General features: G+C 54.5%; 19 protein-coding genes. 10 read left to right on the forward strand and 9 right to left on the reverse strand.

Going from position 1 to position 20691, the window contains the following annotated elements; translation table 11 throughout:
• The first annotated feature begins 110 nt into the window (after positions 1-110).
• Complete coding sequence (locus ACN0RV_RS11890; protein ID WP_417347811.1) at positions 111-1898, forward strand: sensor histidine kinase; 1788 nt, start codon at positions 111-113, stop codon at positions 1896-1898.
• 63 nt (positions 1899-1961) lie between these two features.
• Here ACN0RV_RS11890 and ACN0RV_RS11895 read toward each other — a convergent pair whose 3' ends face one another.
• Genes ACN0RV_RS11895 through ACN0RV_RS11915 form a run of 5 tightly spaced genes read right to left on the reverse strand, consistent with a single transcriptional unit; the run spans position 1962 to position 6766 of the window.
• Complete coding sequence (locus ACN0RV_RS11895) at positions 1962-2543, reverse strand: hypothetical protein (RefSeq protein ID WP_417347812.1); 582 nt, start codon at positions 2541-2543, stop codon at positions 1962-1964.
• Between the two features lie 13 nt (positions 2544-2556).
• Entirely contained in the window at positions 2557-3912 is a 1356-nt protein-coding gene (locus ACN0RV_RS11900) for a hypothetical protein (protein WP_417347813.1), read from the reverse strand.
• A gap of 28 nt (positions 3913-3940) precedes the next feature.
• Positions 3941-5062, reverse strand: coding sequence for a hypothetical protein (locus ACN0RV_RS11905; protein WP_417347814.1), 1122 nt, complete (start codon positions 5060-5062; stop codon positions 3941-3943).
• 15 nt (positions 5063-5077) lie between these two features.
• The gene (locus ACN0RV_RS11910; RefSeq protein ID WP_417347815.1) at positions 5078-5767 is read right to left on the reverse strand and encodes a hypothetical protein; all 690 of its coding nucleotides are present in this window, start codon (positions 5765-5767) and stop codon (positions 5078-5080) included.
• Between the two features lie 12 nt (positions 5768-5779).
• Positions 5780-6766, reverse strand: coding sequence for a hypothetical protein (locus tag ACN0RV_RS11915; RefSeq protein WP_417347816.1), 987 nt, complete (start codon positions 6764-6766; stop codon positions 5780-5782).
• A gap of 208 nt (positions 6767-6974) precedes the next feature.
• Between ACN0RV_RS11915 and ACN0RV_RS11920 the strand changes: the two genes are divergently transcribed.
• The 6 genes from ACN0RV_RS11920 to nrfD all read left to right on the forward strand — a co-directional run bounded on the left by ACN0RV_RS11920 (position 6975) and on the right by nrfD (position 13763).
• Complete coding sequence (locus ACN0RV_RS11920) at positions 6975-7766, forward strand: ETEC_3214 domain-containing protein (protein WP_417347817.1); 792 nt, start codon at positions 6975-6977, stop codon at positions 7764-7766.
• Positions 7767-7790: 24 nt separating this feature from the next.
• Positions 7791-9155, forward strand: a complete 1365-nt coding sequence (locus ACN0RV_RS11925) for a transglycosylase SLT domain-containing protein (RefSeq protein ID WP_417347818.1) — start codon at positions 7791-7793, stop codon at positions 9153-9155.
• A gap of 208 nt (positions 9156-9363) precedes the next feature.
• Entirely contained in the window at positions 9364-9657 is a 294-nt protein-coding gene (locus tag ACN0RV_RS11930) for a DUF3144 domain-containing protein (protein WP_417347819.1), read from the forward strand.
• A 297-nt stretch (positions 9658-9954) separates the two neighbouring features.
• Positions 9955-12234, forward strand: coding sequence for a thiosulfate reductase PhsA (gene phsA, locus ACN0RV_RS11935; RefSeq protein ID WP_417347820.1), 2280 nt, complete (start codon positions 9955-9957; stop codon positions 12232-12234).
• Positions 12235-12246: 12 nt separating this feature from the next.
• The gene (locus ACN0RV_RS11940; protein ID WP_417347821.1) at positions 12247-12819 is read left to right on the forward strand and encodes a 4Fe-4S dicluster domain-containing protein; all 573 of its coding nucleotides are present in this window, start codon (positions 12247-12249) and stop codon (positions 12817-12819) included.
• Complete coding sequence (gene nrfD, locus ACN0RV_RS11945; protein WP_417347822.1) at positions 12816-13763, forward strand: NrfD/PsrC family molybdoenzyme membrane anchor subunit; 948 nt, start codon at positions 12816-12818, stop codon at positions 13761-13763. Before ACN0RV_RS11940 ends, nrfD begins: the two co-directional genes overlap by 4 nt.
• 293 nt (positions 13764-14056) lie before the next feature.
• Here the strand turns inward: nrfD and ACN0RV_RS11950 are convergent, their stop codons facing one another.
• A complete protein-coding gene (locus tag ACN0RV_RS11950) occupies positions 14057-15028 on the reverse strand; it encodes an alpha/beta hydrolase (RefSeq protein WP_417347823.1) in 972 nt (323 codons plus the stop codon).
• Between the two features lie 73 nt (positions 15029-15101).
• Here ACN0RV_RS11950 and ACN0RV_RS11955 point away from each other — a divergent pair, with 73 nt between their 5' ends.
• Entirely contained in the window at positions 15102-15410 is a 309-nt protein-coding gene (locus ACN0RV_RS11955; RefSeq protein ID WP_417347824.1) for an NGG1p interacting factor NIF3, read from the forward strand.
• 6 nt (positions 15411-15416) lie between these two features.
• On the opposite strand, the gene ACN0RV_RS11960 is transcribed toward ACN0RV_RS11955, so the two are convergent.
• Positions 15417-15920, reverse strand: a complete 504-nt coding sequence (locus ACN0RV_RS11960; protein ID WP_417347825.1) for a CBS domain-containing protein — start codon at positions 15918-15920, stop codon at positions 15417-15419.
• A 221-nt stretch (positions 15921-16141) separates the two neighbouring features.
• On the opposite strand from ACN0RV_RS11960, the gene ACN0RV_RS11965 reads away from it, so the two are divergent.
• Together ACN0RV_RS11965 and nadE are read left to right on the forward strand one after the other, a co-directional pair.
• Positions 16142-17047, forward strand: a complete 906-nt coding sequence (locus ACN0RV_RS11965) for a LysR substrate-binding domain-containing protein (RefSeq protein WP_417347826.1) — start codon at positions 16142-16144, stop codon at positions 17045-17047.
• A gap of 249 nt (positions 17048-17296) precedes the next feature.
• Positions 17297-18127 (forward strand): ammonia-dependent NAD(+) synthetase, encoded by an 831-nt coding sequence (gene nadE, locus ACN0RV_RS11970; RefSeq protein ID WP_417347827.1) that lies wholly within the window; start codon positions 17297-17299, stop codon positions 18125-18127.
• Between the two features lie 46 nt (positions 18128-18173).
• On the opposite strand, the gene ACN0RV_RS11975 is transcribed toward nadE, so the two are convergent.
• Together ACN0RV_RS11975 and lysA are read right to left on the reverse strand one after the other, a co-directional pair.
• Positions 18174-19250, reverse strand: coding sequence for an alkene reductase (locus tag ACN0RV_RS11975; protein WP_417347828.1), 1077 nt, complete (start codon positions 19248-19250; stop codon positions 18174-18176).
• 192 nt (positions 19251-19442) lie between these two features.
• A complete protein-coding gene (lysA, locus tag ACN0RV_RS11980) occupies positions 19443-20690 on the reverse strand; it encodes a diaminopimelate decarboxylase (RefSeq protein ID WP_417347829.1) in 1248 nt (415 codons plus the stop codon).
• Between the last annotated feature and the right edge of the window lies 1 nt (position 20691).

The following is a 20691-nucleotide window of genomic DNA, read 5'->3' on the forward strand; positions in this document are numbered from 1 at the left end:
GTGATATCTCAGATCCGACCAATAAGCGATAGCAAAGTCCCTAACTTTGAGTCGCTTCACATTGAATCCGGCGCCGACTGGCTTATGTTAAAACCATCATGAAATTGAGTTTGGATCAAGCCGTGCGCATCGCCACCCTGTGGATTGGACTACTGAGCCTGTTACTGCTGCTTCCCGGATCACTGCGGGCTGCCGAAGAGGCTGAGCAACACCTCAAGGTCGGCGTCCTGGCCAACTGGGGCTACCTGCAGGCAGAAAAACGCTGGCAGCCGATGATGGACTACCTCACCGAGAAGGTGGACGGTGCTCGCTTCAGTGTGCGCCCCGGCTCCTTCGAGGAGCTGAACGCCGCCCTCGAGGCTGGCGAGATTGAGTTCATCGTCACCAACCCCGGCCAATACCTCTATCTCTCCAACCAGTTCCCTCTCTCCTGGTTGGCCACCATGCGCTCGCGCAAGCACAATGGCGCTACCTACGCCATCGGCTCCACCATCATAGTTCGGGCCGACAGCGACTACCGAACTCTGTATGACCTCAAGGACAAGGTGGTGGCCGCCAGCGGCCGGCATGCCCTGGGTGGCTACCAGGCGACCGTTGGCCTGATGCACAAGCTGGGTATGACCCCTGAGGATTTTTTTAAGGAGGTGAAGTTTCTCGGCTTCCCCCTTGGGCCGCTGATCTTTCAGGTTCGCGACCGCAACATCGACGCCGCCATCACCCCCTTCTGCACCCTGGAGGAGATGGTGGAAAAGGGGGTGATCCGCACCGAGGATTTTCGGGTGATCAACCCCAGTCGCCCCTCCGGCTACGACTGCCAGGTGAGTACCCAGCTCTACCCCAACTGGTCTTTTGCCGCCAGCGAGGAGGTGAGCTACAACCTCACCAAGCAGATCACTCGCGCCCTGTATGAACTGACCCCGGATCACCCTGCTGCCATCCAGGCTGGTACTCTGGGCTGGACCGCACCTATCAGCCAACTCAAGGTGATTCAGCTGTTCTCCAACCTTCACTACCAGAAACAGGAGGTGAGCAAGTGGGACCTGCTGCTGGAGTGGATGGAGGCCAACCGCAAATGGGGGGTAGTATTGGCCCTGCTGTTCGTCATCGCCACCCTGTACCACTTCTGGATTGAGTTTAAGTTCCGCCAGAAGAGCGACACCCTGGTGGAGACCGAAAGGGAGTTGAAGCGTAAAGCGGTACAACTGGAACGACTCCACAGTGCCGCCGTGGTGGGGGAGATTGGTGCCGGCCTGGCCCATGAGATCAATCAGCCCATCGCCGCGATCAACAACTACAGCGAAGGCGGCCTGGTTCGCTTGCGCAGCCAAACCCAGCCGGACACCGAGATGCTGGCCCTGCTGGATAAGATCAACCAACAGTCCCAGCGAGCGGCGTCGGTGGTGCAGCGAATTCGTGGCCTGCTCAAGCGCAGGGAGACGGTACTCGAGCGAGTCAACCTGCTGACTCTGGTGGACGAAGGGCTGTCGCTGATGAAGCTGGAGCTGGAACGCCATAGAGTGCAGATCCGCACCCAGGTCAGCGGTGAACCCTACTTCGCCATGGCGGACAGAGTGGGTATGCAGCAGGTGCTTATAAATCTGCTGAAAAACAGCGTAGATGCGCTGTCTGAACTCACCGACCATGAGGGAATGATACTGGTAGAACTGCAGTTCGATGACCAACAGGTCCATCTGAGAGTGATAGACAACGGCCCCGGCTTCGCCGAAGACCCGCAAACCATGATGGCCACCTTCACCACGACAAAAAGTGACGGGCTTGGCCTAGGCCTGGCCATCTGCAGCGATCTGGTGAAAGCCCAGGACGGCGAATTCTCCATCTGTAATAACTCTGACGGTGAGGGCTGTACCGCAGAGGTGATCTTCAAGCGAGCAGTCTAACTCTACTTGCCTTTGCTGTTATGAAAAGAGCCTGGCTCATGAAGCCAGGCTCTTTTTGTCTTCTCAGGACTCACTTCCCTTTTCCGAAGACTTCAGCTCATCTTTGACGGCCTGAAGCTTAAATCTCTCGAAGATTTCCTTCTCCTCCAAAGGTTCAATGTCTGTCCCCCTTGCTTCCAACAGCTCATCAAACAACTGCTTAGTTGATGCGGCATCTATAGTCACCAAAGCACACAGCTGCTTCTTACTATCGATAGTCGCAAAACTAACCTGCTTCACCATAGCGCCATTGATGTGCGCCTTTGATAATTGCTCGGACACTTGTTCGAAACTACTGCTCGACTTTGCCTCGACGGCGGACTCCTTCTCGACCAAGATCTTCTCAATTGATGCAACTCGAATGTCCAGTTGCTGAGCCAGTGCGATTCTAGCCTGAGCCAAAGCCTCGGAACGGTCGATCTGCATATTGCCTGACCAAGGCACACAGGTTGCTGACGCGATACCATCCTTTTCTACAGGATTAAACACCCAACCGGGCACATTATCATTCTGGTTCAGCTGCTTGTTAATTTCTGGCTCTGACTCCGTAGACGCGCACCCAGATAGAAGCGCCAAGCATACTGACAAAGGTAATATTCTTTTCATATCAAACTCCATTCTAATAACTAATCCTGTAACCATCGGACACTCTTCCTGCCACAAAGTCCTCGGGATACGCTCCTTCAATCGCTACGTTCATTGAGTGGATCAACGCTTTGTTGGATCCAAGAAACCTTAATCTAAAGACGGAGCGACCTTTGTCTTGTCTTTGATCAATGATTTTTAAATCATCAATTTCCGTCAGGACTGTGGGCAGAAGTTCACTTTTTGATAGTTCAGAGGAATTAAAAAACACTTCCCGAATCGGACCTCCGACGTTCACCATTTGAAAGAGAGAGTCGATGACAGAAGCCCTAAGTTTTACAGAACCGGTGTGCGAACCAAAGTGGACTTTTATCAGCTTCAAGGTTAAATCATCACTTTCTAAAGGCAATGATATGAGGCTCGGTGTATTCCTCCAATGGCCATACACATTTCCCCACCTGTCCTTAAAGGTAACGTTCAAGTCCAATTGCCCCAGACCTTCAAAACTGACCACCCTTGAATCGACCTCATATATGAGACTCGCTTCAGCCCTGTTGTCAGTCAGTCTCAGATCCATGCTCGACAGCTGTTTAACCAATTCTAACTTTGCTGACTCTCCTTTCGAGCTTACGAAGATAGACGGATATCCAATGTAAGCGGCGATGCTTTCCTCGATGGAATCAATGTCTCTAAGTGCGATTTCAACTTGTAGGGTCACTTCTTCCTTGTTCACTCCAACCGAGTTTCTGCTGAGTGTGACCCATTGATTGACGCCGCTCAGGTTGGCACTGATGAATTGCTCGAAAAGCCACTCCTTTACCGAGTCACTTTTTCCAGACAAATAGCCCTGCATAGCCTCATCTGATGCCAAAGCTTCACCAATAGCAATACGCATCGCTCTTTGCAGTGCGTCTTTCTCAGCATTAGCTCTGGCACTGACCCCCTTTTCAGGTTGAGCTTCTCCCTCCCCGGTCACGGTGACGATGAAACTTTCGTTGTCCTGATCCCACACAAAATCCTGACTGTCTCCATCCTCTGCATCAAACAAAAGATCCACCTGAATCATTCCGGATACACAGGTCTCGTTCCCCCTGAGGAAGTAATCAGATAACGTCATTTCATCTACGTTAACTGAAACTTGGCTACTCATCCCTGCCCTGTCTAACAAGCTTTCATCAGACAAAACGAAGCCAGTCACCTTCGATTTCAGCTTTTCCAAAGCCCGTGCTTTTGCAGAGTTACCTCGGCCATTGCTGCAGCCATAGCCGACAATAGCTTTCTGATCTCCCGCATTGAGATAGCTGGGGCCATTTCCCAGCATCGCTGTTTCTTGCCAACTAGGTTTGGCAACAACCAGAAAAGGAGCTAATAGAATCAGAGCTGAACTCATCGATTTGCAGCACACTCTACTCATCCCCTTATGTACGAGAGTCAAGGAAGTCCGGTGGAGTACCAACAGATACGGCAAATACTTTGCTCGACTCAGAAGGCTGATAGATAGATTTCTTTGCAGCCTGTCGTATCTTGCGAGCAACCTCAGCCCTCTTCCACTTTATGATTCTTCCATTGGAGCTATGAGAGGATGGCGTTACTGTGGCGACTCCTATGGGTTCAACAAAACCCGCTTCATATTGGAATATAATCATCACTTCATTGGGCAAAATGCCCGCGTTACGACCTCTGTCAAGCGAGAGCCTGTCTCCCTTGAACCCGAGCACCTGAGCCGTCGACGGCATCTCAGACAACAGCCTGGTGATGAGAAGGTCGAAGCCACGTGAAGCCATATCGTTCATTACTGACAGCACATTCTCAGAATCTTCATAGTTAAAACCGGTGTAGTACCTGCCATTAACTTCGGAAAAGACAAGGTCGGTTTTTGCTCTGACATCGGTACCATTAACACGAATTTTGCCAATGTTCGGCGAACTCATTTTTTCTTTGGTGAAGGGGTCGATAACTGATGATGTCATCTCAATGGTATAATTCGCCTGCCCATTGTACTCAGCATAAAAGGTCTCGGCAGTTTTTACCGTGTCTATCTTGAGAATGTAGTCAGGGAAGAGAGGCTTAGATGATTCTGCTCGTTTTGCTACAACTTCAGCACCTTGGTCAGACAAAGCTACAGCCATCTCACTTGCAACAATATTATCTCGCGTTACGATGCGAAATCGATTCAGCCCCGCTATCTGATTTTCAAACATATGAACCATTTTCTGGTTGTTGAACTCAGACAACGCGTCTACACCCTTTCCTCTTCCACTCACTCTATTGTCATCAAAATACATCCTGATGACGGAACGCTTCAGCGGACACTGATCTGATTCGTTGGACACATCAAAAGTGCAATCTTGAAGTCCTTGAGTATCAAAATACGCAGGCACTTCAATATCACTATCCTCAAAATCCTCAGCAGCCCTTGAGATTTTTGCCGTAGAGGGACGGTTGTTAATGTCGACCTTTTTGGTCTGGATGCTTGGGGTTGACGCACAACCGGCGATGAACATCGCCGGCAGTACTACCCAATAAGGGTGAAATTTCATCTCGACTCCCAAAGATTAAAGCTTAATCGATTGCACTTCCTGGAGCTCTTGAGCGATTTTAACCACAGCCTGATCCTTGCTGATCATATCGTTTGCCTTAAGGGCCAAATCGACTCTCTTTTGCGCCGTATCCCAGGCATCATTGATTTCTCCGACTTTCAACAACAAGCTCAGTCCGCTCAGGCTCAGAAAATGACTGGCACCCTCCTCCATCATTTCCGACAGCAAGTAAGCATTTGAGGCAATGTTTGCAGCCAGCTCAATGTTCGCATTGAAGATTTCATCATTAGCCTTGGTGTATCTGACGATACGCTTTCCAATTGGCTCCTCTCCCTCCTTCAGCTGGCTGTCAAACGCCAAAATAGCAGCACTGAGCTCTTCAGGAGACCTACCTTCGTTAGCATGTAAAAATGACTGAACGTCACGATGATCTTCCGCGATGGCTCGGTACTCATCCATCACTTTGTATTGATGCTCAAATACGTCCTTGATAGACACGGTGACTTTATCTATCACAGGGTCAATGGCGGGAACCTCGAATCCCACGGCTTCCATCTCATTATGCAGTTGACCTACATATTCATTTCTATCCATCTTGGCCACTTGCTCGGCAGTTAAGCCACTCTCTGGCTCAGTGGAAGCACAGCCAGAGAGAACCAACCCAAGTGATACCGAGATCAGTAACGCAGATTTCTTAAACATCATCTTTTTTCCTTGCTAGGTTTTAGAGTTAATTTTCATTAGGTGTCTGAATGAGTCCTTGCCAATACTTTCTGTCGCCAGAGTCCAAGCTTTTTTCTTGGCTTCTTCCAAAGATGTTTTAGACTTTTCTAGATATGATTTTTGGTAAGAGCCTACTTGAGTGCCGTCATCACTTAAGAACTGAACCTGAACCCTCAATGCAGCCACATGGGATTTTGAATCACGCCCCTGTGATTGCTTTGCGCTCACCACACAGATCAATTGGTTTGCCGCTTTAGGGCTGTAAGAGAACCCTTCGTCTTTCCACTCATTTTGTAAAGCATCGGACAACGGCTTAAAGTGCTGCATACTTTTTACAGTGATGGATGTCGATGCGATCAACAAAGAAAACTCTTTGGACATCGCACTAAACTTGGCTTCTGATGCCTTCAAACTTGCAGACATCAGGACCAGCGATGGCAATAAAATGCGAATTCTTTCCTGCTGCTCCTTGGCTTCTGCCAATGCAGAAATCCGCCCCAGGCCAGTTAATATTTTGGCTCGTGCTATTTTATCTTCGAAAGTGTCAATGCTTCCGCGTACTGCCTTGGCATTCAGAGCCAGAAACTCGGCTTTATCCACACGAATAAGGAGGTAACTCTTTCCTTCAACTGTTTCCTGATTGATGACCTCTAGATTCCCAAAGTGAAATTCATCCGTTACCGCTACCGACTTTTCTTTGTAGGAACTGTTCCCTTCCCCGCCACTCTTTTCAAGCAGAGTTTCACTTTTACTTTTTACTCTCGTATAAAACTGCTTTGAAACATCAGCTAGAGCATTAACTCTTGACTCAGAAACACTGTCTCCGACACCAACTCCAAACCAGAATCTTTCATCTTGCGAGGGCGGTGAAAGATACCAATCCGGAAAGGAGAAAGCAGGATTGGAATATGAAACCAGATTCATGATCAAGGCAACAAAAATAAGCCTGGAGCATAGGGATTTTGAAGATTTAAAAGACATGCTACCGAACTACCTTCCTGTTGTTCTTGTTAGCGTCATACAACTCTTTGGAGCGCAAGTTACTCTTCCATGACCAACTTGCGTGCTAGAAGCCATGAGCTTCGTTAGATTCGAATCCTATACTTTAGAAAAATTTAAATCAACCTCTTGAACACCAACCAAAGAAGATACATGCTAGTAAAATCATTAACTTCCATCACTAACAGCTATGTCAACCACCGGCGAAGAACGCGATGAAAACGCTGTAAACCAAGGACTGACGGCCATTGGAAGAGCTCGATCAAGCTTTTTGTATCTGATTGGGCTCATGATTGCCTTTGGAAACTGGAATGATACAAAAGAGATATCCATCACAATTTACCAAGTTATTTTAAAGAGTTTTACTCACCAAGTAGAAGAAGCAAAAGTACACTCGATAAATGTAGGGAATTACCTGCCCTATATAGAAAAAAGCCTAGGTCCCCCAAGGGTAATCAAACCATCCAAAAACCACAAAGGAGTTCAGTTTCGTTACTACCACAATGATAAATATTTACTGACGTTAATGGCGCAAGGCGACCGAATCCAAGGCGTGTTAGTACAAGCGATGAATGTTGATAGCCCATTGAACTTAGCGGGCCCATTTGCGCCCACGGTGCCTTATACAAACATAAGACTGTCGACACAAAAATTGTCAGAGATTCCCTTTGAAGACCCAAGAATCAATTATGACAACCATAACCTGACCTACTACATGGAGCGTCATGAGCTGGATAAAAGTGGCATGTTCCTCGCCTTATACCTTGGCAGAACTGAGTATGGCGAAGGTGAGCAAGCACTAGGACGAGCGTTGAGTCAGTTATCCACATCAATAAGCGTCAATCCAGAAAGCAGCTATAAAGCAGTGAGGGACATTCGAGAATCGTTTTCGCCAAACTTTTACTCTATCTCAGAGTTAAGTAGTGAAACCGTTGCGGAATCACTGCTCACAACCCATGAGATTAAAACACTTTTCAAGTAAACACTTCTAGGAGCTCTATCAAGGATGAAAAGCCTATTAAGAAGCTGCCTCACCGCCTATGCCATGGCTGCCTTAGTCACTGCATCAACCGCAGTATCTGCCGATAAGCCCCAGACTTACGAGGAGTATCGTGCGCAGCAGCAAGAAGCTATTAACGCATACAAATCAAAGAGGACGGAGAGTTACAATGCATTCAGGAGTGATTACATAAAGGCCTATGATGAGTACAGGCTGAATCTTCTAAATCAGTGGGATGTAGTCAAGCAAAGCAGCCAGAAAGTACAGGTCAGCTACAGCGAGCAGAATTCAGTGAGAAGCGAAATAGACTTCGAGGGGAATGAAATTCGCATCTCTGTCGTTCACTCATCTGAAGATACACCTTCCACTGACAAGATCGTTAAAGCTTTGGAAGAGGTAGCCAGACAAAGCGTAGCGGAAGCCCTGAGTGCAGATCCAGTAGAATCCAAGCTAAGTAACTCAAAACACCCCGGAGCCACTACCATACCGAGAGCTCCGGCTCTGCATAAAGAAGTATTTGAATCGGAGCAAGCCCCCGGAAAAGCCATAAATGCCATGGTTTCTAAGGCATCAACCACAACCAGAAAAAGAGAGTATAACGCCGAGAATCTGGATGCCATGCTCACGCAAATGTCACCAGAACAACCACGAAATAGCCGAGATATAGAGAGCTCCGAAGGAACACTTACAGGCAATTCATCCGAGGAACTCGAGAAGCGAAAGAAAAAACTCGCCAAAGAGTACAGGAAGAGAGCAGCGGACCCGACAAAAAAGAGTATCACTACTTACTACATTAAAATGCCAGACAGCAATGAGCTCGAGAAAGCCCAGCCTTTCCTTGCTACCGCACAGGAGGAATCAAAGAAGTGGGGTCTGGACCTTAACTTGACCCTGGCCATCATGCGAGCAGAAAGCAGCTTCAACCCGATGGCCCGCTCACACATACCCGCATTCGGATTGATGCAAATAGTTCCTTCAAGTGCCGGGCTGGATGTTAACCAAAAAGTACACCAGCAGTCTTCAATGCCAAGTGCGGATGAACTGTATCAGGCATCTACCAACATCCATTATGGTACTGCCTACTTAAACATATTGAATAGTAGCTACTTAAAGGGCATCAAAGACCCTACCAGCAGGCTCTATTGCGTTATATCAGCCTACAACACCGGCGCAGGAAACGTCTCCAAAGCCTTCACCTACAAAGGTAGAAACGTCAGTGCCGCTGTGAAGGTCATCAATACCATGACCCCAGATGAGGTCTATGACCATTTGATGACCAACTTACCCTATAAAGAAACTCGCACCTATCTCAGGAAGGTCAATAACTATAGAAGTGAATATGCAAATTTAACCAAGGACATAAAGCTATAGTCCATAGCAGGGCAGTGCAGAGATTCCGACCTTTGCACTGCCATAGACTTACTTCAGTAGATGCATCCGCATCGGCCACAACTTGGGCATTCGAGCAGTCCAGACAAGAAAAACAGCCCTCCTCCCAGATATGGCGCTCTGCCATAGCCATTGCCCATAAAACCACGTAATGTTGGCCGTCAACGACACCAAAACGAGTGAGAGTCCCATGTCCGATTCCAACAAGGCGTTTTTCGACCGCGCCAACGCCCATATCCACCTGGCGAATGACCACAACAAGGATCCCGAAATCCAGGCTGGCGAAGTGAGCGCTTCCTTCATGTGGGCTCTGGCCCGTTACAACGCCTGGTTCGGCGCTTCCGGTTTTAACAGCGCCGAGGAGATGACCGTTCGCAAAGAGGAGATGATGGAGTACTACGTGGAAGAGTATCGCAAGATGCTGGAAGCCAACATGAAGGACTACATCGAGAACTTCGACGGCTACATGAAAAATCAGGGCTAAGAACCCTCTCTCGAAAAGCGCCCAGTCGGGCGCTTTTTTGTATCAAGAATCATTCTCTTATCTGCCCCGCTGATATTTTGTGGTTTACCACAATAGACAAACTCCCAATTACTCATCGCTCAAAAATCGAACTGCGAAAGAGATCACAAAGCGTTAACCAATCAGAGTGATATGTGGTTTACCACAATACCGACCCTTGCCTGCCCGTTCGACACTGACCCTGACAACTGAGTATCCCTCCCGCTGATCGCTGCACCCGGTGAGCGGGGAGACCCATCAAAATCCAAAAGGGGAATCATGATGAAACTCGATCGGCGAACCTTTATGAAAGGGGCCGGGGCAAGCACCGCAGGTTGTGCTCTGGCCAGTCTGCTGCCGGGCACCCTGGGCGCCCTTGAGCAGACCGAGCTCAAGGGTTCAGCAATTGAGGTGAAGAGCATCTGTGAAATGTGCTCCACCCGCTGTCCTATCTCCGCCCGCATCGTCAATGGCAAGAATGTCTCTATCCTGGGTAATGCCAACGCCAAGTCCTTCGGCGGCGCGGTCTGTGCCCGTGGCGGCGCCGGCCACAGCCTGCTGTACGATAAGCAGCGCCTGGTGAAGCCCCTGAAGCGCGTCGGTGAACGCGGTGAAGGTAAGTGGAAAGAGATCGAGTGGGATGAGGCCTACGCCCTGATCGCCGAAAAGCTTGGCGCAATCAAAGAGAAATACGGCCCGGAATCCGTCGCCTTCTCCTCCAAGTCCGGCTCCAACCACAAACACCTGTTCCACCTGGCCAAGGCGTTCGGCAGCCCGAACACCTTCAACCACGGCACCACCTGTCCTACCGCCTATAAAATCGCCGCCTTTGCCATTTTCGGCACCAAGATGAAACGGGATCTGGGCAACTCCAAGTACATCATCAACTTCGGACACAACCTCTATGAGGGGATCAACATGTCCGAGACCCGCGGCCTGATGAAAGCCCAGGCAGACCGTGGCGCCAAACTGGTGGTGTTTGAGCCTCGCTTCTCCGTGGTCGCCGACAAGGGTGACGAGTGGCACGCCATTAAGCCCGGTACTGACGTCACTGTGGCCCTGGCCCTGTGTCACGTGCTGATCAAGGACAACCTCTACGATAAGGCCTTCATCGAACGCCACGTGGTGGGCTTCGATGAATTTGCCAAAGAGATGGCCGCCTATACCCCAGAGTGGGCCGAGTCCATCAGTGATGTGCCCGCCGAGGACATTCGCCGCATCGCCCACGAGTACGCCGCCGCCGCCCCCCATGCGGTTGTAGACTTCGGTCACCGTGCCACCTTCACCACCGAGGAGTTCGAACTGCGCCGCGCCATCTTCGCCGCCAACGTACTCATCGGTAACATCGAGCGCAAAGGCGGCCTGTATGGCGGTAAGAAAGCCAAGACCTACAACAAGTTTGCCGGCGCCGATGTCACTCCAGGCCTGTCCAAGCCCAAGGTGGAGATGCCCAAGCCGACCGCCATACGCATCGACATGGTCGACAAGCAGTTCGCCATGCTGTGGTCCAACGGCGGCATCTACCAGAGCATCCTCGACTCCGCTCTGGACGGTGTGCCCTACAAGACCCGCGGCTGGGTGATGAGCCGTACCAACCCGATGCAGACCATGACCGACCGTGCCCGGGTGGTCAAAGCGATGAACGCCATGGATTTCATCGTCAGCTGTGACGTCTATGTCAGCGAAACCGCCGCCTATGCCGACGTGATTCTGCCTGAGTCCACTTACCTGGAGCGCTCCGAAGAGATCTTCGACAAGTCCGGCAAGAGCCCCGCCTACTACGTGCGTCAGCCCGTAGTCGAAACCATTGGCGATACCCGACCCTCCTGGCTGATCTGGAAGCAGGTCGCCGACTCCTTGGGCCTGGGTCAGTACTTCCCCTGGGAGAACATCGAAACCCTGCAACTGTTGCAGGTGAAAAAGGACGCCAAGCTGCTGAATCGCATCAAGCAGGAAGGCTACGTCAGCTTCGGCAAACCTCTGATGCTGCGCGAGCCGGAGATGGTGGCCAACTTCGCCGCCCAGTACGACACCGCCCGTCCGTTGGACGCCGATGGCACCTACGCCAGCGCCATGAAGTTCAAGACCCCCAGCGGCAAGATTGAACTGACCTCCGCCAAGGTGGAGGAGATGGCTCCCGGTCGCGGCATCATCAAGTACCGCGAGGTGAACCTGAAGAAGGCGGACGAGTTGTTCTTCATTCAGGGTAAGACCGCCATCCACACCAACGGCGCCACCCATAACGTGCCCTATCTGGCCAACCTGATGTCCGACAACGCCGTGTGGATCCATCCGCTGACCGCCGGCCTGCTGGGGATCAAGAGCGGCGACGCCATCCGCCTGCACAACGACGTAGGCAGTGAAGAGGGTAAGGCCCTGGTGACCCCAGGCATCCGCCCGGACACCGTGTTTGCCTACATGGGCTTTGGCTCCAAGAACAAGGAGCTGGCTCGAGCCTTTGGCAAGGGCGTCCACTGCGGCAACCTGCTGCCTCATGTCACCGCTCCGGTTGTAGGGATGAACCTGCACACCACCGGGGTGAAAGTGGAAAAGATCTAATCGGAGATGGTCATGAAAAAACGCTATGTAATGGTGCACGACGAGAACAAGTGCATCGGCTGCCAGGCCTGCAACGTGGCCTGCCGCAGTGAGAACAGCATCCCTGACTCGGTGACCCGCCTGCAGGTGCGCATCGAAGGCCCGGTGGGCAACTTCCCCAACCTGGCGTACAAGTACCACCGCGTATCCTGTCAGCAGTGTGAAGACGCTCCCTGCGTCAAGGTGTGCCCCACCGGTGCCGCCTACGTGGGCGACGATGGCATCATCACCATCAACGACAAGAAGTGCGTCGGCTGCCAGTACTGCATCGCCGCCTGTCCCTACAAGGTGCGCTTCATCAACCCGGAAACCCGGGTTCCGGACAAGTGCAACTTCTGTAAGGACACCCGTCTGTCCCGAGGTGAACAACCAGCCTGTGTCAGCGTCTGCCCCACCGATGCCCTGGTTTTCGGCGACGCCGCCGACCCAAGCAGTGAAGTGAGCCGTCTGCTGGACACCCAGCCTAACTATCAAGACAAGGTCCACCTGGGTACCAAACCCCGTGTGTACCGCATTCCCGGCAAGAAGGGAGGGATCAACGCATGAATGTACTCTGGGGATCCATGGAACAATACGATCCGGTAGTGTGGAACTGGATCATCGCGGTCTACCTGTTTATGGCCGGACTCTCCGCCGGCTCCATGCTGGTAGCCATCGGCCTGCGCTGGTACAAGCAGAGCCGCGGCCTGCCCGTTGACGGCTTGCCGGTCATCAAGGCCTCCGCCGTTATCGGTCCGCTGGCCATTGTGGTGGGCATGGCACTGCTGGTACTGGATCTGACAAAACCCTTTGAGTTTTATCTGATTCTCATCAACTACAACCTCACTTCGGTGATGGCTTGGGGTGTGTTGCTGCTGCTGGCCTACATCCCACTGGTGTTCATCTACTCCGCCCTGGTGTTTGAGAAGTCCCTGGTGTCGGCCATGCCGTCACTCAAGGGGATCATGGGCGTGTTCCGTGCCATCGAAGGTGGCCTGAACAAGTTGATCTTCGCCCTGGCCATCGGCGTCGGTGTCTACACAGGCTTCCTGCTGTCGGCCCTGATCAGCTACCCAATTTTGAACACCGCGGTTCTGCCCGGTCTGTTCCTCGCCTCCTCTCTGAGCGTAGGCTCCGCGGGTAACATTCTGGTGGCCACCCTGTTCTTCAGTAAGAAGTCCTCGGACTGCATCGAACAGGTGCACCGCATCGAGTACCCGGTTGCCTTCAACGAAGCGATGCTGCTGGTGCTGCTGTTCGTCGGCCTGAACTTCTCCGGCCCCGCGGCCCAGGCCGCCCTGGCAGCCATCAGTGACGGTACCTGGGCCCAGGTATTCTGGGTTGGTGTGGTCGGCATTGGCCTGGGGGTCCCCGTACTCTCCAGCGTCTTCGCCCCCAAATCCTGGAAACACAGCAAACCCTTCCTGGTGACTGTGGCCAGCTGCACCATCATCGGCGTACTCGCCCTGCGTCACTTCGTGGTCTACGCCGGCCAGATGTACACCAGTTAATCTTCATCCTTGCATAAGCAAAGGGGAGGCGTGAGCCTCCCCTTTTTTGTATCCGTACCGGGAGCGCTGCCTGAGGATAGACAGGCCGTGGACAGGCCGAATCTCAACGACGGCCCCCAGGCTCCAGTACCGACACCCTCTGGTAGTGCACAGAAAAAAATCAGGCTCCCGGACACCATAAAGGTAGAGACACCCAGCATAAACAGCGCTCAGAAGCCCATCCGGGAGAGCAGAACGGCCGCCACCAAAACGAGCAGAGACGCCCATCAGGACAGAGCAATATTGGTAAACAACTAAGGAGTCAAAAGCTGTCTAAGCCAAGCATCGACCACTGGCCGAACGTCCTCGGACACCACTACCCCCATGTGGCTGAGGCCGGGCAGGACCTCAATCTTCGCTTCGACCAGGGGCGCCAGGGTAGGCTGGAACTGCTCGGCAACAAAGGCTTCATCTTCACTGCCCACCAGCAGCAGGGTGGGCTGAGTGATGGCGGCCAGATCCTGTCGGTAATCTCTGGGGGCAAAACCGATCATCAACCGGTAGGAGTAGGTCAGGGTTTCAGTGCCATCACGATAGGGCTCAGGCATATCGAACGCGATGGCCGGCAGATGAGACAACCGATCAATGCCCAGCCTCTGCAACATGCTCAGTCCAATGATTCTCGCGGTATAGGGGCGAGCCCAACCGCCGGAGTTGGGCCGAACCGTTGGTGCGTCGTACCTTAAAAAGGGCGCCAGCAGCAAATAGCCGTCCACCAGGACGCCATACTGGCTCCCGGCAAAGCGAATCGCCAGGCCACCGCCGGAGGAGTGCCCCCCGAGAATCACCCTGGCCCCCGGCTGGTGCTTGCGGATCGCCGCCAGCAGGTCCGCCAGATCATCCTCCAGTTGATTCACATAATCGATGTCTCCACGGCGCATGGGCCAGTCCCCGTGGCCACGAAGGTCTGGGGTGACCACCTGGACAATGCCACTGTCACTCAGATAGCGGGCCAAGGGATAGAGGTAGCGGCTGTGCCAGCCTGAGCCGTGCAACAGCACCAGTACCAGGTCGGAGTCTGCAGGGTAATGCCTATAGCTGAGTGTGGTGCCATCTCTGGCGTCAAAGCTCTGCAACCCAGGCAGGGCAGCGTCGTCCAGCCTGAGCTCATCAAAGGCCAGGGACTCTCCTTCGGTATCAGGTGAAGAGGGCGTGCCCAAGATAACCAGCAATCCGGCCACCATCAGATAGCCACCAATGAAGGTCGCCACAATTCTCAGCGTCATGCCTGACATCTCATTGCTCCCCTGGCGTGTGCTTTACGCTAAAGTATCAAGATACCCCACAGCGAGAAAGACAATGAAGAAACTGGAGTTTTACGTTCCCAAGCCTCACCTTGAGTCAGTGCTGGAAGCGCTGTTCCATGCCGGAGCCGGACGCATCGGCAACTACGACAGCTGCTGCTGGTACACCAGTGGCACAGGCCAGTTCCGGCCCCTGGAGGGGGCCGATCCCTATGTACACAGTGGTGAGCAGGTTCACCGGGAAGAGGAATACAAGGTGGAGCTGGTGTTCCAGGCCTCACTGCAGACCGAAGTGATCTCGGCACTGAAACGAGCCCACCCCTATGAGACCCCGGCGTATCAGGTGCTCAGCATCGAAACCTGATCCCACTCAGTGGGCGGCTCTGCGATAGAGGTGGCGCAGCGCTCCCACAAGATCCCTGCGGCTTACCATCCCCACCAGGTGACCATTGTCCACCACGGGAAAGTGACGGGGGTGCCAGGAGCGCCCCTCACGAGCTCGCTCCTTCAAAGGCATGTTGCTCAGGGTGACGGCACTGCCATTGCCATCGATGGGGTAGAGGGTATTAGGGTCCACGCAGATGCGCTCTGCCAGGGCCAGCAGATCATCTTTCGGCGTCAATACGGTCACCTTACGCTGCATCAACTCGCACACCTGGGCACACTGCTCTGGCTGGTAATCGTGGAGCCACAGATCCAGCAATAGATCATGCTCACTGAGCACACCCACCAGCCGACCATGGGCATCGATAACCGGGGCAGCACCGAGGCGGGCCTCCATCAGCTTATCCAGGGCATCCCCGGCATCGGTATCGGGATGGAGCACGACTTCAGGCTCGTGCATCACATTGGCGACAGTCAGAGATTGGGACATAGGGCACCTCCTGTTGCTGGCGGCACCGCAACTCCCTGCCAGGGCGCCGCTTCCTTTACGACAAATCTCTTTCTATTAACTCTTGTTTTCCCACATATTAGCTCTCATGTGGAGGAATTTATTGATGTGACCTCCAGTTTTATTCAGTGAAATTTATAAAGCCAGTTAACTGTGGTTCAATGCTTTCTGAACTGGACTAACTTCGAACCGGAGCCATCAAGGTGCGTTTCTCTCTCAAGCAGCTGGCGGTATTCAATGCCGTTGCCGACCTCGGCAGTGTCAGTAAGGCCGCTCAGACCCTCTCTTTGACTCAGTCGGCCACCAGCATGTCCCTGTCTCAGCTTGAGAAATCTCTGGGCAGACCCCTGTTTGAGCGCCAGGGCAAACGCATGGTCCTCAGTCACTGGGGCAACTGGCTGCGCCCACGAGCCAAACAGCTGCTGCACGATGCCCGCCAGATTGAACTGGGCCTCTATGACCAGCACCTGATCAGCGGCGAGATCCAACTCGGCGCCAGTCAGACTGCCGCCGAGCACCTGGTTCCGGAGCTCATCAGCCGCATCGACGGCGATTTTCCCGAGATCCGCATCGAGCTGACGGTAAACAACACCCAGAAGGTGATCGAAGGCGTCCTCAGTTACCAGTACGACATCGGCATCATTGAGGGACGCTGCGACGACAGCCGCATCTGTCACGAGGTGTGGTGCGACGACCACTTGGTGATCATCGCCGCCAAGCACCACCCCTTTGCCCGCCAGAAGCAGATCAGCGCCGCCCAGCTGGAGCAGGCCAAGTGGGTCCTGCGTGAGCAGGGAGCCGGCACCCGGCGCATCTTCGACAGCGCCATCCATGGACTGGTCTCAGAGCTGGATGTCTGGCGTGAATATGAACACGTGCCTGTGCTGCGCACCATGGTGACCAAGGGCTACTACCTGAGCTGCCTGCCCTATCTGGACGTGGCCGCCCAACTGGAGAGCGGCGAACTGGTGGCGCTGGAGGTGCCCGGACTGGACATGACCCGAACCCTCTCCTTCGTCTGGCGTGCCGATTCCGCAGACAACCCGGTCCGTGAGTGCATCCGTCATGAGGCCAAACAGCTGCTCTCGCGCCTGCCCAGCGCCCGATAACTCAGTAAAACCCTTGATAAGGCGCATCAATTTTGCTGATGTGGTGCCGCCCACCTTTGTGATCAGCGTCACACCAAGTCATCTTGAAAATGGGCGACAGCGCCCAACAATCCGCACTTGAGCTGCGGGAAACAGAGCCGCGTTCAAGTTCATGCTGAAATCCCCCATTTACCGCGGCACTGATCTTTCACCCCCGGGGTGGCAATGTTAAATTATCTAGCTACTACCAGCCTGCCAACGGAGCACACAGTGAAAGGACAGATCCTACGAGAGATGAAAGTACTTGCGGCCATCGAACCTGAGTTTGAGGTTCAGCGCCGAGTCGCCTTTATCCAGGGGAAACTCAGGGAATCAGGATGTAAGAACATCGTTCTCGGGATCAGTGGCGGTGTGGACTCCAGCGTCACCGGACGGCTGTGTCAGCTGGCGGTTGATGGCCTTAACCAGGGCAAGGAAACCCCGGAGTATCGCTTTATCGCTGTGCGCCTGCCCTACGACATACAGAAAGATGAAGATGAGGCGCAGATGGCCTGCCGCTTTATCCAGCCCAGCAAGCAGGTGGAAGTGAACATCAAGGCCGGTGCCAACGGCATTCACGCCGAAACCCTGGCCGCGGTCACCGCAGCCGGCATCGAGCTGCCCAGCGAAGACAAGGTGGACTTTGCCAAGGGCAACGTCAAAGCCCGGATGCGCATGGTGGCCCAATATGAGATCGCCGGCCTGGTAGGCGGCCTGGTGGCCGGCACCGATCACAGCGCCGAAAACGTCACTGGCTTCTACACCAAACATGGCGATGGTGCCTGTGACCTGGTGCCGATCTTCGGCCTGAACAAACGCCAGGTCCGGCAGATGGCCAGCTACCTGGGAGCCCCGGAGCGCCTGGTGGTCAAGGCGCCCACCGCCGATCTGGAGTGCGACCGTCCCGGCCTGGAAGATGAAGTGGCCCTGGGACTGACCTATGACCAGATTGACGACTTCCTCGAGGGCAAACAGGTGGCAGCGGAGGTGGAAGCCCGCATCATCGGCATCTACAAGGCCACCCAACACAAGCGCCAACCGATTCCCACCATTTACGATTGATACAGAAAAGCCCGCGAAAGCGGGCTTTTTGATGTGCCTCATCCACTCAGGCGATGGGGTAATCGGTATACCCTTCGGCGCCACCGCCATAAAAGGTGGCTTGAGCGGCATCGTCCACCGGTGTCAGCGCCAGCCCCTCCCGGCAGCGACGAACCAAATCCGGATTGGTGATAAAGGGCTGGCCGAAGGCGATCAGATCCGCGAGCCCCCTGCTTAGCATCGCCTGACCACTCTCCAGGGTGTAGTTGCCGGCCACCATGATCGGCCGTGAGTAACGTTCTCGCAGCTGCTCACGGAAGCTGTCCGGCATACCGTTGCCGCCGCCCTCGGACAAGTGCAGATAGGCCAGCCCCAGGGGGGCTAACGCCGCCGCCAGCTTGAGGGTCAGCTCCGGGAGCTCCGGATCCAGCCCGCCACTTCCGCCGACGTAGGGGGAGAGGCGCAGGGCAGTTCGCTCTGCGCCGATCGCCGCGGTCACCGCCTTGATCACTTCCAACAGAAAGCGCTGTCGGTTCTCCTGACCGCCACCATAGCGGTCACTGCGTTGGTTGCTGGAGCGACACAAAAACTGCTCCAGCAGGTAGCCATGGGCACCATGGAGCTCCACACCGTCGAATCCGGCTTCCATGGCATTTACAGCAGCCTGGGTGAAATCGGCGATGGTGGCGTCGATGTCCTCCTGGGTCATGGCTCGCGGCTCACCGGTCTCGATCATGCCAAATCCCCCTTGCGGAAGCGGCCCATATACCCGGTCTGGCACCTTCAGCGCTGAGGGTGACACCGGCTGCTCGCCGGCAATGCTGGCGTGGGAGCGGCGCCCCACATGCCAAAGCTGGATGAAGATCTTTCCGCCTTTGGCGTGCACCTCATCGGTCACCCGCTTCCAGCCATCGATCTGTGCCTGAGTGTAGATCCCCGGGGTTAGCGAGTAACCTCGGGCCACGGTGGAGATGGGCGCCCCCTCGGTGATGATCAGCCCTGCGCCGGCCCGCTGGCCATAGTACTTCATCATCAGCTCGCTTGGCCTGTCTCCGGGCTGGTCGGTGCGGGCGCGAGTCATGGGAGCCATGACAAAGCGGTTGGCCAGCGGGAGGCTTCCCAGCATGAGGGGGGTAAATATCATCCATGTACTCCTTGGTGAGGGTGGGTGCAGCGGCGCTCCGTCATCTGCGGTGACCCTGACGATGTCGCGGCGCGTCCGGGAAAAAACCAGGAGAACGGTACCATCACCCCACTGGTTCGAACAGGGGGGCACACGATCTAAGCGGGAGGGGTTCGACACAAAGCCCGCAGAAGCGGGCTCTTAGGGTCAGCCTCAGACTGGCAGGGTGTGCTCCCCCTGCCACAGCAGCTCCAGGGGTTCCCGCTCACGAATCAGGTGCAACTGCTCGTTGTCCACCATCACCTCGGCCACCCTGGGGCGACTGTTGTAGTTGGACGCCATGGTAAAGCCGTAGGCACCGGCACCACGCACCGCCAGCAGGTCTCCTTCGGCCAGCGCCAGATGGCGCTCCTTACCGAGAAAATCGCCGGTTTCGCACACCGGGCCGACGATGTCGTAGATTCGCTCCTCGTCCGGACGGGGAATCACGGGCACTATCTGCTGGCTGGCACCATAGAGGCTGGGCCTGAGCAGGTCGTTCATGGCGGCATCGACGATGGCAAAATCGCGCTCTTCGCCCTGTTTCAGGTACTCCACCTTGGTCACCAGAATGCCGGCGTTGGCCATGATCGCCCGCCCAGGCTCCAGGATCAGCTTAAGCCGACGGTCGCCCAGGCTGGGCAACAGCGCCTTCACGTACTCGGCGGGGCTGGGCGGCGTCTCGTCGGTATAGGGCACCCCAAGGCCACCGCCGAGGTCCAGATGTTCCAGCTCAATGCCCTGCTCTGCCAACTGGTCCATCAGCCCCAGCAGGCGCTCCAGGGCTTCCACGAAGGGGCGGGCCTCGGTCAGCTGGGAGCCGATGTGGCAATCCATGCCGGTCACCTTGAGGTTGGGCAGCTCATCGGCCCGGCGATAGACCGCCACCGCGCGCTCCCAGGGAATACCGAATTTGTTCTGCTTCAACCCAGTGGAGATGTAGGGGTGGCTGTTGGCATCGATGTCGGGGTTGATCCTCAGAGACACCGGGGCCTGAAGCCCCATCTCGCCAGCCACCCTATCCAGGCGCTCCAGCTCAGATTCAGACTCCACGTTGAAGCAGAGAATGCCCGCTTCCAGCGCCTGGCGCATCTCGGTTTCGGTTTTCCCCACTCCGGAGAACACCACCTTGGCGGGATCGCCTCCGGCCTGAAGCACCCGGGCCAGCTCACCGCCGGACACAATATCGAAACCTGACCCCATGCGGGCCATCAGGTTGAGGATGGCCAGATTGGAGTTGGCCTTCACCGCATAACAGATGAGGTTATCCCGCCCACCCATGGCATCGCTGAAGGCGTGCCAGTGGCGCTCGATGGTGGCCCGGGAGTAGAGGTAACATGGCGTACCGAAACGCTCGGCGGCCTCGGACACCGAAACCGACTCTGCCATCAGCTGTCCGTCTCTGTAGTTGAAGTAGTCCATA

Source organism: Ferrimonas sp., from assembly GCF_048263965.1.
Lineage (GTDB): Bacteria > Pseudomonadota > Gammaproteobacteria > Enterobacterales > Shewanellaceae > Ferrimonas.